Annotated in this window: 2 protein-coding genes; both read left to right on the top strand. The window is 75.2% G+C overall.

Features of this window, described 5'->3' with window-relative positions; translation table 11 throughout:
• The first annotated feature begins 26 nt into the window (after positions 1 to 26).
• The gene (locus AB0883_RS19860) at positions 27 to 10,979 is read left to right on the top strand and encodes an SDR family NAD(P)-dependent oxidoreductase (RefSeq protein ID WP_366642636.1); all 10,953 of its coding nucleotides are present in this window, start codon (positions 27 to 29) and stop codon (positions 10,977 to 10,979) included.
• Positions 10,980 to 11,015: 36 nt separating this feature from the next.
• Positions 11,016 to 16,007 (top strand): type I polyketide synthase, encoded by a 4,992-nt coding sequence (locus tag AB0883_RS19855; protein ID WP_366642635.1) that lies wholly within the window; start codon positions 11,016 to 11,018, stop codon positions 16,005 to 16,007.
• Positions 16,008 to 16,055: the final 48 nt, after the last annotated feature.

Below are 16,055 nucleotides of genomic sequence, written 5' to 3'. Positions count from 1 at the left end.
GGGTCAACACAAGGAGTGCGCGGTCCATGGCTGACGAGGCGAAGCTTCTCGACTACCTCAAGCGGGTCACCGCTGACCTGCACCAGGTGCGCCAGCGCCTGCGCGAGGTGGAGGCCGGCGAACAGGAACCGGTCGCCATCGTCTCCATGAGCTGCCGCTTCCCCGGCGGGGTGCGGTCGCCCGAGGACCTGTGGGAGGTCGTCGCGTCCGGCCGGGACGTGGTCTCCGACTTCCCGACCGACCGCGGCTGGGACCTCGGGTCGCTCTACGACAGCGACCCGGAGCAGAGCGGCACGTCGTACACGCGGCAGGGCGGCTTCGTCCACGACCTGGCCGACTTCGACCCGGGCTTCTTCGCGATCTCCCCCCGGGAGGCGCTGGCGATGGACCCGCAGCAGCGCTGGCTGCTGGAGACCTCGTGGGAGGCCCTGGAGCGGGCCGGCATCGACCCGCACTCGCTGCGCGGCAGCCGCACCGGCGTCTTCGCCGGCAGCACCGGCCAGGACTACGGCACCGTGCTGATGGGTGCCGCGCAGGGCCTGGAAGGGCACCTGATGACCGGCAACGCCGGCAGCGTGGTCTCCGGCCGGATCGCCTACACCTTCGGGCTGGAGGGGCCGGCGGTCACCATCGACACCGCCTGCTCGTCCTCCCTGGTCGCCCTGCACCTCGCGGGCCAGGCGCTGCGGCAGCGGGAGTGCACCCTGGCCATCGTCGCCGGGGTCACCGCCATGTGCACCCCGGCCGCCTTCGTCGAGTTCTCCCGGCAGCGCGGCCTGGCCGCCGACGGCCGGTGCAAGGCGTTCGCCGCCGCCGCCGACGGGACCGGCTGGTCCGAGGGCGTCGGCGTCCTGCTGCTGGAGCGGCTCTCGGACGCGCAGCGCAACGGCCACCCGATCCTCGCCGTGGTGCGGGGCAGCGCGGTCAACCAGGACGGCGCCTCCAACGGCCTGAGTGCCCCGAACGGGCCGTCGCAGCAGCGGGTGATCCAGCAGGCCCTGGCCAACGCCGGTCTCGCCGCCGGCGGCGTGGACGTGGTGGAGGCGCACGGCACCGGCACCCGGCTCGGCGACCCGATCGAGGCGCAGGCCCTGCTCGCCACGTACGGGCAGGACCGGGGGGACTCGGCGCCGCTGCTGCTCGGGTCGGTCAAGTCGAACATCGGTCACGCCCAGGCCGCCGCCGGTGTCGCCGGTGTGATCAAGATGGTGATGGCGATGCGGCACGGCGTCGTGCCGCCCACCCTGCACGTGGACGAGCCGACCCCCGAGGTCGACTGGTCGGCCGGCGAGGTGTCGCTGGTGACCGAGGCGACGCCGTGGCCGGCGGTGGGCCGGCCGCGCCGCTCGGCGGTCTCCTCGTTCGGGGTGTCCGGCACCAACGCGCACACCATCCTGGAGCAGGCCCCGGCGCCCCAGCAGCCCCCGTCGGGCGCCGCCGCACCGGTGGTCGAACGGCCGGTCGTGCCGGTGCCGGTGTCGGCCCGGGACGCGGCCGGTCTCGCCGCGCAGGCGGGCCGCTGGGCGGCCCGGCTGGCCGCCGACGAGACCCTGCGGCCCCTGGACGTGGCGTTCTCGTCGGTAACCTCCCGGTCCACCCTGGACCACCGGGCCGTGGTCGCCGCGACCGGCCGCGAGGACCTGCTGGCCGGGCTGCGCGCCCTGGCCGCCGGGGACCCGTCGGGCGCGGTGGTCACGGGCCAGGCCGGCGGCCGAGGCTCGCTCGCGGTGCTCTTCTCGGGCCAGGGCGCGCAGCGCGCCGGCATGGGCCGGGAGCTGTACGCCGGGTTCCCGGTGTTCGCCGCCGCGTTGGACGAGGTGTGTGGTCGGCTGGACCCGCTGCTGCCGCGTCCGCTGCGGGAGGTGCTGTTCGCTGCCGAGGGTACGGCCGAGGCGGGGCTGTTGGATCAGACGGTGTTCACCCAGGCGGGGCTGTTCGCCATCGAGGTGGCGTTGTTCCGTCTGGTGGAGTCGTTCGGGATCACGCCGGACTTCGTGGGCGGGCACTCGATCGGCGAGATCACGGCCGCGCACGTGGCCGGGGTGCTGTCCCTGGCCGACGCGTGCGCGCTCGTCGCGGCGCGCGGCCGGCTCATGCAGGCCCTGCCGGCCGGCGGCGGGATGCTCGCGGTGGCGGCGGACGAGGCGGCGGTGGTCGAATCGATCGCCGGGTCGACCGACCGGCTCGGGATCGCGGCGGTGAACGGGCCGACCTCGGTCGTGGTCTCCGGTGCCGTCGACGCCCTCGACGAGGTGGAGCGGCTCTGGCGCGACCGGGGCGTCCGCACGCGCCGGCTCACGGTCAGCCACGCGTTCCACAGCCCGCTGATGGAGCCGATGCTCGCCGAGTTCCGCAGCGTCCTGGACGGGCTGACCTTCGCCGCGCCGACCCTGCCGGTCGTGTCGAACGTGACCGGCGCGCTCGCCGACGCCGAGGAGATCCGCACCGCCGACTACTGGGTGCGCCACGTCCGGCAGGCCGTCCGGTACGCCGACGGGGTCGCCGCGCTGCGGGCCGCCGGCGTGGACACGTTCCTGGAGATCGGGCCGCAGAGCGTACTGACCGCGATGGCGGCGGACATCCTGCCCGGCGACGACGGCGTACTGGCCGTCGCCGCGCAGCGCAAGGACCGGCCCGAGGCGCACGGGCTGCTGGCCGGGCTGGCCGAGCTGCACGTGCACGGGGTGGCCGTCGACTGGCAGCCGTGGTTCGCCGACACCGGCGCCCGGCGGGTGGACCTGCCCACGTACGCGTTCCAGCACCAGCGCTACTGGCCCGAGGCGGGGGCCGGGTGGACCGGCGACGTCACCGCGGTCGGCCTGCGGCCCGCGCAACACCCCCTGCTCGGGGCCGCCGTCGGCGTCGCGCACGCCGAGGGCTTCCTGTTCACCGGCCGGCTGGCCCGGCGTACCCACCCGTGGATCTCCGACCACGTCGTCTTCGACACCGTGCTGCTGCCCGGCACGGGCTTCGTCGAACTCGCCCTCCAGGCGGGCGCGCACGTCGGTGCGGACCACGTCCGCGAACTCACCCTGGAATCGCCGCTGATCCTGCCGGAGACCGGGGGCGTGGACATCCAGCTCTGGATCGGCCCGGCGGACGAGACCGGCTGCCGGTCCGTGTCGCTGCACTCCGCCCAGGACGGCGAGCCGGCCGAGGGCGAGCGGGCCTGGACCCGCAACGCCAGCGGCGTGCTGGCCAGCGGCCCGGCCGCGCCGAGCGGCCCCGTCGGCTGGTCCGACCTGACCACCTGGCCCCCGCCGGGCGCGACCGAGGTCGGCACCGACGACCTCTACCTGAACCTCGCCGCCCAGGGCTACGACTACGGCCCGTCGTTCATCGCCCTGCGCTCCGCCTGGCGGCGCGGCGACGACCTCTTCGCCGAGCTGGCGCTGCCGGAGGCCCCCGCCGCCGAGGCCGGCGGGTACGGCCTGCACCCGGCGCTGCTCGACGCGGCGCTGCACACCCTCGGCCTGACCACGCCGGCCGGCGAGCCGTCGGGGGCGGACATGCCCCCCGGGTACGGTCGGCTGCCGTTCTCCTGGAACGACGTCGCCCTGCACGGCGCCGGGGCCGCGGCGGCCCGGGTCCGGGTCTCGCACACCGGCCCCGACAGCATCTCGCTGCTGCTCACCGACGTCACCGGCGCGCCCGTCGTCTCCGTCGGCTCCCTGGTGCTGCGGCCGGTCTCCGCCGACCAGCTCCGCACCGCCTCCGGCGGCGGCACCGAGTCGCTGTTCCGGGTCGAGTGGGCCCCGCTCGCGCTGCCCGTCGGCCCGTCCACCGTCGACTGGGCGGTGGTCGGCGACGCGGCGGCGCTCACCGACGCGATCGCGGCCACCGGTACGGCCGTGGCGGCGTACCCCGACCTGACCGCCCTGGCCACGGCGATGGACGAGGGTGCGGACGCACCCGGCGTGCTGGTCGTGCCGTTCCTCGACCCGCCCGCGTCGGCGGACGTGCCCCGGGCCGTCGCCGAGGTGACCCACCGGGCGCTCGCCGTGCTCCAGCAGTTCCTCGCCGACGACCGCTACACCGCCTCCCGGCTGGTGGTGCTGACCTCGGGCGCGGTCGCCACCGACCGGGACACCGACCTGACCGACCTGGCCGGCGCCGCCGTGATCGGCCTGCTCCGCTCCGCCCAGTCGGAGAACCCCGAGCGGTTCGTGCTGGTCGACGTCGACGACGTGGCCGGCTGCGCCGCCGCGCTCGTCCCGGCCGTCGCGACCGACGAGCCGCAGGTCGTCATCCGCGCGGGCGTCGCCGCCGGCGCCCGGCTCACCCGGGTCCCCGCCCCGGGCGAGCCGCCGGCCGTCCCGTTCGACTCCGACGGCACCGTCCTGATCACCGGCGCCACCGGCACCCTCGGCCAGCTGATGAGCCGGCACCTGGTGAGCACGTACGGCGTCCGGCACCTGATCCTCACCAGCCGGCGCGGCCGCGCCGCCGGGGGCGTCGCGGAGCTGTGCACCGAGCTGGAGGCGCTCGGCGTGAGCGTCACCGTCGCCGCCTGCGACGTCGCCGACCGCGACGCCGTGGCCGAGCTGCTGGCCGGCATCCCGGCGGAGCACCCGCTCACCGCCGTCATCCACGCCGCCGGCGTCCGCGACGACGGGGTCATCTCCTCGCTCACCCCCGAGCGGATGGACGGCGTGCTGCGGCCCAAGGTCGACGCCGCCTGGCACCTGCACGAGCTGACCGCCGACCTCGACCTGAAGGCGTTCGTCTCGTACTCCTCGCTCGCCGCCACCGCCGGCGGCCCGGGCCAGGGCAACTACGCCGCCGCCAACGCGTTCCTCGACGGGCTGGCCCAGCACCGCAAGGCGCGCGGCCTCGCCGCCCTCACCCTCGCCTGGGGCCTCTGGGCCGACCGCAGCGGCATGACCACCGAGCTGGACGACGTCCACCTCAACCGGATCTCCCGCTCCGGCGTCGCCGCCATGGAGGCCGAGGAGGGGCTCGCCCTCTTCGACGCGGCCTGCCGCACCACCGACGCCGCGCTCGTCCCGGCCCGGCTGGACCTCGCCGCGATGAAGGTGCAGTTCGCCAGCGGGAGCATCCCGCCGCTGTACCGGGCGCTGATCCGCACGCCCGCCCGCGCCGCCGCGGCCACCACCGGCGCCTCGCTCGTGCAGCAGCTCGCCGGGCTCGGCGACACCGAACGGGCCGCCGCGCTGGTCGAGATCGTCCGGGGCCAGGCCGCCGCCGTGCTCGGCTACCCCGACCCGGCGGCCATCGAGCCGCGCCGCGCGTTCAGCGAGTTCGGCTTCGACTCGCTCACCGCCGTCGAGATGCGCAACCGGCTCAACAACGCCTTCGGGATGCGGCTGCCGGCCACCCTCGTCTTCGACTACCCGACCCCGCACGACCTGGCGGCCTTCCTGGGTACGGAGATCGCCGGCACCCCCGTCCCCGTGCGGCCCGCGACCCCCACCGTGTCGGTCGGCGACGACGAGCCCCTCGCCATCATCGGCATGGCCTGCCGGCTGCCCGGTGGGGTGTGGTCGCCCGACGACCTGTGGCGGCTGGTGGTCGACGGCGTCGACGCGATCAGCGACCTGCCGACCGACCGCGGCTGGGACCTCGACAGCCTCTACAGTCCCGACCCGGACGCCCCCGGCACCTTCTACGCCCGCGGCGGCGGCTTCCTCAGCGGCGTGGACAAGTTCGACCCCGGCTTCTTCGGCATCTCGCCCCGCGAGGCCCTGGCCATGGACCCGCAGCAGCGGCTGCTGCTGGAGACCACCTGGGAGTCCTTCGAGTCCGCCGGCATCGATCCGGCCGACGTACGGGGCAGCAGCACCGGCGTCTTCGTCGGCACCAGCGGCCAGGACTACGGCTCGCTGCTCGCGTACTCGCCGGAGGCCGCCGAGGGCTACATGCTGACCGGGATGACCAGCAGCGTCATCTCGGGACGGGTGGCGTACACGTTCGGACTGGAGGGGCCGGCGGTGTCGCTGGACACGGCCTGCTCGTCGTCCCTCGTCGCGCTGCACTGGGCCGGCCAGGCGCTGCGGCGCGGCGAGTGCGACATGGCCCTCGCCGGTGGTGTCATGGTGATGGCCACCCCGACCGCGTTCGTCGAGTTCTCCCGGCAGCGCGGCCTCGCCGCCGACGGACGGTGCAAGTCGTTCGCCGCGTCCGCCGACGGCACCGGCTGGTCCGAGGGCGTCGGCATGCTGCTCGTGCAGCGGCTCTCCGACGCCCGCCGGCAGGGCCGCACCGTGTACGCGGTGGTGCGCGGCTCGGCCATCAACCAGGACGGCGCCTCCAACGGCCTGACCGCGCCGAACGGCCCCTCCCAGCAGCGGGTGATCCGGCAGGCGCTCGCGGCGGCGCGGCTCTCCACCGCCGACGTGGACGTGGTCGAGGCGCACGGCACGGGCACGACGCTCGGCGACCCGATCGAGGCGCAGGCCCTGCTCGCCACGTACGGGCGGGAGCGGCCCGCCGACCGGCCGCTGCTGCTCGGCTCGATCAAGTCGAACATCGGCCACGCGCAGGCCGCCGCCGGTGTCGCCGGTGTGATCAAGATGGTGCAGGCCATCCGGCACGGCATGGTGCCGGCGACGCTGCACGTGGACGAGCCGTCCCCGCACATCGACTGGACCTCCGGCGCCGTCGAACTGGCGACGGAGTCGCGGCCGTGGCCGGCGGTGGACCGGCCCCGTCGGGCGGCCGTGTCGTCGTTCGGCATCTCCGGCACGAACGCCCACGTCATCATCGAGCAGGCCGACGAGCCGTTCGAGGTCGCCGCTCCGGCCGAGCCCGGCCCGGGCCTGGTGGCGTCGGACGTCGTGGTGTGGCCGGTGTCGGCGCGGTCGAAGGGCGCCCTCGCGGGGCAGGCGGCCCGCCTGGCGGAGTTCGTGCGTGGGCGCGGCGAGATCGATCCGGCGGCGGTGGGCTGGTCCCTGGCGACGACCCGGTCGGTGTTCGACCAGCGCGCCGCTGTGATCGGTGCCGGCGTGGAAGACCTGCTGGCGGGGCTGGACGCTCTGGCGTCGGGGTCGCCGGCCGGCAACGTGGTCGCCGGCGCGGCCTTGTCGCACGGTGCGGGTGCGGTGTTCGTGTTCCCGGGTCAGGGTGCGCAGTCGGCGCGGATGGCGGCGGGCCTGGTGGGTCGTACGCCGGTGTTCGACGCGCGTCTGGCGGAGTGTCAGCGGGCCCTCGCCCCGTACCTGGACGTGGACCTGGTCGCGGTGCTCACCGGCGACGACGAGTCGTGGTTGGCGCGGGTCGAGGTCGTGCAGCCGGTGCTGTGGGCCGTCGGTATGGCCCTGGCGGCGGTGTGGCAGCACGCGGGGGTGTCCCCGGCTGCGGTGGTCGGTCACTCGCAGGGCGAGATCGGTGCGGCGTGCGTGGCCGGGATCCTCAGCTTGGAGGACGCGGCGAAGGCGGTCGCCCTGCGGTCGCGGGCGCTGACGGTGCTGCGGGGGACCGGCACGATGGCGTCGGTCGACTTGTCGGCCGACGCGGTGACCGCGCGGCTGGGCGCGTTCCCGGGTGTCGGGGTGGCGGCCGTCAACGGCCCGTCCACGGTGGTGGTGTCGGGTCCGCCGCAGCCGGTCGCGGACCTCGTGGAGGCGTGTCAGGCCGACGGGGTGCGGGCGCGGTTGATCCCGGTGGACTACGCGTCGCACTCGGCGGCGGTGCAGGAGGTCGCGGAGCGGTTGCGCGCCGACCTGGCCGACGTCACCCCCCGCCAGGGGCACACCCGTCTGGTGTCGACGTTGACCGGGGACTGGGTCGACCCGGCGTCGATGACGGCGGACTACTGGTACGACAACCTGCGGCAGACGGTGCGGTTCGACGCCGCCGTGCGCGTGGCCGTTGCCGCCGGGCACACCACGTTCGTGGAGATCAGCCCGCATCCGGTGCTGACGATGCCGGTCACGGCGATCCTCGACGACGCCGGCGCCACCGGGCACACCCTGGGCAGCCTGCGACGCGGTGACGACGACGCGACGCGGCTGCTGACCAACCTCGCCACCGCCCACGCGATCGGCCTGCCCGTCGACCTCGGCACGGTCCTCGCCGAGACCGACATCGTCGCGCTGCCCACGTACGCCTTCGACCACCAGCGGTACTGGGTCGAGCCTCCGGCCCGCCGGGCGCAGGACGTCAGCTCCGCCGGCCTCCAGGACGCCGGGCACCCGCTGCTCAGCGCCACGCTGACCTTCCCCGACAGCGAGCGGATGGTCTTCACCGGGCGGCTGTCGGTGCGTACCCACCCGTGGCTCGGCGAGCACCGGGTGATGGACAACATCCTGCTGCCCGGCACCGCCTTCGTGGAACTCGCCACGTACGCCGGTGAGCAGGCCGGCTGCCCGACGGTGGAGGAGCTGACCCTGCTCGCCCCGCTCGTCCTGCCCGAACTCGGCGCGCTCCAGGTGCAGCTCATGGTCGGCGACCGGGACGACGACGGGCGGCGTACCGTCCAGCTCTACTCCCGGCCCTACCGGGACGGCTCCGACGAGATCCTGGCCGACGTCGCGTGGACCTGCCACGCCACCGGTCTGCTCGCCCCGCAGCCGGCCGACGCCGCGCCCGCCTTCGACCTGGGGGTGTGGCCGCCGCCCGGCGCGACGCGCGTCGAGGCCGACGACTTCTACTCGGGCATCGAGGCGACCGTCTTCGGGTACGGCCCGGCGTTCCGTGGCCTGCGCGCCGCGTGGACCCGCGACGACGAGGTCTTCGCCGAGGTCGAGCTGCCCGCCGACCACCACGCCGAGGCCGGCCGCTTCGGCGTGCACCCGGCGCTGCTGGACGGCGCGTTGCAGGCCATGTCGATCGGCGGCTTCCTCGGCCGGATGGGCGACGGCGCCGACGCCACCGTGCCCCGCCTCCCGTTCGCCTGGACCGGGGTCTCCCTGCTCGCCGCCGGGGCCACCGCCCTGCGCGTACGCGTCGCCGCCGCCGGCGAGGTCGGTGTCTCCTTCCAGGTGGCCGACGCCACCGGCGCCCCGGTGCTGCACGTCGACTCGCTGATCATGCGCCGCGTCTCCGGCGACTCGCTCGGCGCGGCCCGCTCCGGCCGGCACGAGTCGCTGTTCCAGGTGGACTGGCCGGTGCTGCCGGTGCCCACCGGCCCCGTGCCGGCGGCCACCCGCTGGGTGGCGCTCGGCGACGACCTGGCCCTCAGCGCCGCCTGCGAGGCGGCCGGTGCCCGGGTGCGTACCGACGTCGACCTCGACTCGCTGGGCGACCTGCTCGCCGGGGGTGAGCCGGCGCCCGAGGCGGTGATCGTGCCGATCGGCGACGCCGGGGACCCGACGGACCCGGCGCTGGCCGGGCAGGCGCGCGCCACCACGCACCGTACCCTCGCCGCGTTGCGGACCTGGCTCGCCGACGACCGGTTCGCCGAGTCCCGGCTGGTGCTGGTCACCCGCGACGCGGTCGCGGCAGGCGAGCAGCAGGTCGTCAACCTGCGCCAGGCCCCGGTCTGGGGCCTGCTGCGCACCGCTCAGCTCGAACACCCGGGCCGGTGCCAGCTCGTCGACCTCGACGACACCCCGGACAGCGCCACCGCGCTGGCCGCCGCGATCGCCTCCGGCGAGCCGCAGCTCGCCGTGCGGGCCGGGCAGGTCCGCACGCCGCGGCTCGGGCGGGTCCCGGCCGGGGTGGAGCCGCTTCCCGGCGGCATCGACCCGGACGGCACCGTGCTGATCACCGGCGGGACGGGCGTGCTGGGCCGCATCCTGGCCCGCCACCTCGCCACCACCCACGGCGTACGGCACCTGCTGCTGGCCGGGCGGCGCGGCGCGGCGGCCGAGGGGATCGACGACCTCGTCACCGAACTCGCCGGCACCGGTACGGAGGTGACCGTCGCGGCCTGCGACGCCGCCGACCCCGACGCCCTGTCGGCGCTGCTGGCGGGGGTGCCCGCCGCGCACCCGCTCACCGCCGTGGTGCACGCCGCCGGCGTCCTCGACGACGGCGTGCTGGAGTCGATGACCCCCGACCGGGTGGACGCCGTCGCCGTGCCGAAGATCGACGCGGCGTGGCACCTGCACCGCCTCACGGCCGGGGCGAACCTCGCGGCCTTCGTCCTGTTCTCCTCGGCGGCGGCCACGCTGGGCAGCGCCGGCCAGTCCAACTACGCGGCGTCGAACGCCTTCCTCGACGCCCTCGCGGCGCACCGCCGGGCTCGCGGGCTCGCCGGCATCTCGCTCGCGTGGGGCCTCTGGGAGCAGGCCAGCGGCATGACCGGCCACCTCGGCGACGACGACGTGCGGCGGATGGCCGAGCAGGGCGCCGCCGGGCTGGCCACCGAGCAGGCGTTGAACCTGTTCGACGCCGCGTGGCGGCTCGACGCGGCAGCCGTCGTGCCGATGCGCCTGGACGTCGGGACGCTGCGGGGGCAGGCGGAGGCCGGCACCCTCGCGCCGATGCTCCGGGCCCTGGTCCGGGTGCCGCTGCGGCGCTCGGCCGACGCCACCGGCGCCCGCTCCGGCGGGGTGCAGCTCAGCCAGCGACTCGCCGGCCTGGCCGGTCCGGAGCGGCACAAGGTGGTGCTCGACGTGGTACGGGCGAACATCGCCGCCGTCCTCGGCCACGCCGGCGCCGACGCCGTCGACCCGAACCGGCTCTTCACCGACCTGGGCTTCGACTCGCTCACCGCGGTCGACCTGCGCAACCGGCTCAACGGCCTGTCCGGGCTGCGGCTGCCGGCGACGCTGGTCTTCGACTACCCGACGCCGACCGCGCTCGCCGAGAAGCTGACCAGCGAGATCGCCGCCGACGCGGCGCCCTCCACGCAACCCCTCTTCCAGGGCATCGACACGGTCGAGAGCCTGCTCAACGCCATCCCGCTCGACCCGGCGGCCCGGGCCCGGTTCACCGCCCGGATGCAGGACCTGCTCGCCAAGGCGTCCGACCTGGCGGCGGGGCCCGCCGCCGAGCCGGACCGGCCCGACCTCGACTCGGCCAGCGACGACGAGATCTTCGACTTCATCAGCAAAGAGTTTGGAATCTCCTGAGATGACCAACCTTCCAATCGAGGCAGGTGCCCCCCGATGAGCGATGACAAGCTGCGGTACTTCCTCAAGCGGGTCACCGCCGACCTGCACGAGACCAAGCGCAAGCTGCAGACCGTCGAGGCCCGCGACCAGGAACCCCTGGCCATCGTCTCGATGAGCTGCCGCTTCCCCGGTGGCGTCCGGTCGCCGGAGGACCTGTGGGAGCTTGTCGCCGACGGCCGGGACGCGCTCACCGAGTTCCCCGACGACCGGGGGTGGGACCTGGAGGCGCTCTACGACCCCGACCCCAACAAGCCGGGCAAGAGCTACACCCGCATCGGCGGGTTCCTCGACGGTGCCGGTAACTTCGACCCGTCCCTCTTCGGCATCTCCCCGCGTGAGGCCCTCGCGATGGACCCGCAGCAGCGGCTGCTGCTGGAGACGTCCTGGGAGGCCGTCGAGCGGGCCGGCATCGACCCGCTGTCGCTGCGCGGCAGCTCCACCGGTGTCTTCGTCGGGTTGAGCACGTCCAACTACGGCATGGGTCTGCCGAACGTGCCCGAGGGCGTCGACATGTACATCGGCACCGGCAACACCACAAGCGTCGCGTCCGGCCGGATCTCGTTCACCCTCGGCCTCAACGGCCCGGCCGTCACCGTGGACACCGCCTGCTCCTCCTCGCTGGTGGCCCTGCACCTCGCGGTGAACGCGCTGCGCCGCGGCGAGTGCGACCTGGCCATCGCCGGTGGCGTCACCGTCATGGTCACCCCCGGCGTGTTCGTCGTCTTCTCCCGGCAGCGCGGCATGTCCGTGGACGGCCGGTGCAGGGCCTTCGCGGCCGGCGCGGACGGCACCGGCTGGGGCGAGGGCGGCGGCGTGCTCGTCGTGGAGCGGCTGGCCGACGCCGAGCGCAACGGCCACCCGATCCTCGCCGTGATCCGGGGCAGCGCCCTCAACCAGGACGGCGCGTCCAACGGGCTCACCGCCCCGAACGGCCCCTCCCAGCAGCGGGTCATCCGGCAGGCCCTCGCCAACGCCCGGCTCGGCACCGCCGACGTCGACATGGTCGAGGCGCACGGCACCGGCACGACCCTCGGCGACCCCATCGAGGCGCAGGCGCTCATCGCCACGTACGGGCAGGACCGCCCGGCCGACCGGCCGCTGTGGCTGGGCTCGGTCAAGTCGAACATCGGCCACACCCAGAGCGCCGCCGGCGTCGCCGGACTGGTCAAGATGGTGATGGCGCTGCGCAACGGCGTCATGCCGGAGACCCTGCACATCGACGAGCCCTCCCCGCACGTGGACTGGACGGCCGGGGCGGTCTCCCTGCTCACCGAGTCCAAGCCGTGGCCGGAGCTGGACCGCCCCCGCCGCGGCGGCGTCTCCTCGTTCGGCGTGAGCGGCACCAACGCCCACGTGATCCTGGAGGAGTACCGGCCGCGCGTCGCCGACCCGGTCGCCGTCGAGGGCGACGAGGCCGTCGAGGCCACCGCCGTCGAGCCCGCGCGACGCCCCGGCCTGGTCGCCTCGGACGTCACCGTCTGGCCGGTCTCGGCCCGGTCGAAGGCCGCCCTCGCCGGCCAGGCCGCCCGGCTCGCCCAGCACGTGCGCGAGCACGGCGACCTCGCCCCGGCGGCGATCGGCTGGTCGCTCGCCACCACCCGCTCGACGTTCGACCACCGCGCCGCCGTGGTCGGCGTCGGCACCGACGAGCTGCTCGTGGGGCTGGACGCCCTCGCCGCCGGCCACCCGGCCGGCAACCTCGTCACCGGTACGGTCACCAGCGCCGGCGGCGGCCCCGTCTTCGTCTTCCCGGGTCAGGGCGCGCAGTCGGCGCGGATGGCCGCCGGCCTTGTCGGTCGTACGCCGGTGTTCGACGCGAAGCTGGCCGAGTGCCAGCGGGCCCTCGCCCCGTACCTGGACGTGGACCTGGTGTCGGTGCTGACCGGCGACGAGTCGTGGCTGGAGCGGGTCGAGGTCGTGCAGCCGGTCCTGTGGGCCGTCGGCATCGCCCTCGCGGCCGTGTGGCGCGCGGCGGGCGTCGTCCCGGACGCGGTCGTCGGCCACTCGCAGGGCGAGATCGGCGCCGCCTGCGTGGCCGGCATCCTCACCCTGGAGGACGCCGCCCGGACCGTGGCGCTGCGCTCCCGCGCGCTCGCCGTGCTGCGCGGCACCGGCACGATGGCGTCGATCGACCTGTCCGCCGACGCCGTGGCCGAGCGGCTGCCGGCCTTCCCGGGTGTCGGGGTGGCGGCGGTAAACGGCCCGTCCACCGTCGTGGTGTCCGGCCCGCCGCAGCCCGTCGCCGACCTGGTGGCGGCGTGCGAGGCCGAGGGCCTGCGCGCCCGGCTCATCCCGGTCGACTACGCCTCCCACTCCGAGGCCGTGCAGCAGGTCGCCGAGCAGCTCCGCGCGGACCTGGCCGACGTCACCCCGCAGGCCGGTCACACCCGCCTGGTCTCGACGCTGACCGGGGAGTGGGTCGACCCGGCCTCGATGACCGCGGACTACTGGTACGACAACCTGCGGCAGACCGTGCGCTTCGACGCCGCCGTGCGGGTCGCGATCGCCGCCGGGCACACCACGTTCGTGGAGATCAGCCCGCACCCCGTGCTGACGATGCCGGTGACGGCCATCCTCGACGACACCGGGGTCACCGGCCACACCCTGGGCAGCCTGCGTCGCGGCGACGACGACGCGACCCGGCTGCTGACCAACCTCGCCACCGCGCACGCCATCGGTCTGCCCGTCGACCTGGCGAACGTCCTGGCCGAGACCGAGGTCGCGCCGCTGCCCACGTACGCCTTCGACCACCAGCGGTTCTGGCTCGACGGCAGCGGCGGCCCCGACCTGGAGAGCCTGCTCCAGGCCGCGGCGGCCGACCCGGGCGACGCGAGCTTCTGGGCCGCCGTGGAACGCGGGGACGTCACCGCCCTCGCCGAGACCATCGCCACCGAGGAGACCCCGGCCCACGAGGTCCTCGACGCGCTGCTGCCGGCCCTGCCGATGCTCACCTCCTGGCGCCGGCAGCGGCGCCGGCAGTCCGACATCGACAGCTGGCGCTACCAGGACACCTGGAAGCCGCTGACCGGCGTCGCCAACCGGGGCATGAGCGGCACCTGGGTCGTCGTCATGCCGACCGGCGACATCATCGAGCCCTGGCAGGACGCCTGCGTGGAGGCGTTCACGGCGGCCGGCGCGACCCTCGTCGAGGTTCCCGTCTCCACCCCCGACGTCGACCGCGACCAGTTCGGCAAGCTGCTGCAGGAGGCGCTCGCCGCCGCACCCGGCGGCGACGCCGCCACCGAGGTGACCGGCGTGGTCTCGCTGCTCGCCTTCGACGAGCTGGCCCACCCGCTGCACCCGTCCGTGCCCGGCGGCTTCGCCGCCACCGTCGCGCTCTTCCAGGCCCTCGGCGACATCGGCCTGCGCGCCCCGATGTGGAGCGTCACCTCCGGTGCCGCCTCCGTCGGCATGGCGGACCTGCTGCGCTCCCCGGTGCAGTCGCTGGTCTGGGGCTTCGGCCGGGTCGCCGCGCTGGAGCACCCGCAGCGCTGGGGCGGTCTCGTGGACCTGCCCGAGGCCGTCGAGGAGCGCTGCGCCGACCTGCTGGTCGCGGCACTCACCGCCGCCGGGGAGGAGGACCAGATCGCGGTACGCCCCAGCGGCCTGCTCGCCCGCCGGCTCACCCGGGTCCCGCTCGGCGACAGCCAGCCCGCGAATCCGTGGCAGCCGTACGGCACGGCGCTGGTCACCGGCGGCACCGGCGCGCTCGGTGGGCACGCCGCCCGCTGGCTGGCCCGCAGCGGCGTGGAGAACGTCGTCGTCGTCAGCCGGCGGGGCATGGCCGCGCCGGGCGCGCAGCAGCTCGTCGACGACCTCACCGCGCTGGGCGCCCAGGCCACCGTCGTCGAGTGCGACGCCTCCGACCGGGACGCGTTGGCCGACCTGATCGACGCGATCCCCGCCGAGTACCCGCTCACCACGGTCGTGCACGCCTCCGCCGTGCTCGACGACGCAATGATCAACGACATCCGGCCGGAGCAGATCGAGCGGGTGCTCCAGGCCAAGGTCGACGTCGCGTACAACCTGCACGAGCTGACCCTCGACCACGAGCTGTCGGCGTTCATCATGTTCTCGTCCTTCGCCGGCAGCGTGGCCAGCTCCGGCGTCGGCAACTACGCCCCGAGCAACGCGTTCCTCGACGCGCTCGCCCAGCACCGGCGTGGTCTCGGCCTGACCGCCACCTCCATCGCCTGGGGTGCGTGGGCCGGGGGCGGCATGGCCGACGGGCCGCTCGGCGAGCTGCTGCACCGCCACGGCGTACCGGAGATGACCCCCGAGGCGGCCATCGCCGCGCTGCACCAGGCCGTGGACCACGGCGAGGCGTTCCTCACCATCGCCGACATCGCCTGGGAACGGTTCTCCGTCGCCTTCACCGCCACCCGGCCCGGCCCGCTGATCAGCGACCTGCCGGACGTGCGCCGTCTCGCCACGGCCGAGAAGGTGGCCAGCGTGGAGGCCGGCGACGGCCCGGAGTCGTTGCAGGACCGGCTCGCCGGGCTGCCCGCCGCCGACCGGCAGGCCGTGCTGCTCGGCCTGGTCCGCAGCCAGGTCGCCGCCGTGCTCAACTACCCGTCGGCCGAGTCGGTGGACGAGCACCGGGCGTTCCGGGAGCTGGGCTTCGACTCCGTCACCGCCGTCGAGCTGCGCAACCGGCTCGGCTCGGCCACCGGCGTGGCGCTGCCGGTCACCCTGGTCTTCGACTACCCGACCCCGACGACCCTGGCGGAGTACCTCTTCGCCGAGGTCGCCCACGACGACGTGGTCACCCCGACCGCCCTCCTCGACGATCTGGACCGGATCGCCGACAGCCTCGACGTGGTGGCGCGGGACGAGGCGGCCCGGGTGCGGGCCACCGTACGTCTCCAGGCGATGCTCTCCCGGCTCGCCCAGGACAGCGGTGGCGCCGACATCGGCCGGCACCTCGACGACGCCACCGACGACGAGTTGTTCGCGATGGTGGACAAGGACCTCGGCATCTCCTGACCTTCCAGCTCCAGCTCTCTCCCGTCCCTTTCGAGGAAGCGGCACTCC

Origin of the sequence: Micromonospora sp. NPDC047812 (genome assembly GCF_040704175.1) — a bacterium.
Taxonomy (GTDB): domain Bacteria; phylum Actinomycetota; class Actinomycetes; order Mycobacteriales; family Micromonosporaceae; genus Micromonospora.
Note: the sequence above shows the minus strand (reverse complement) of the source record. Positions and strands in the feature narration are given on the sequence as shown.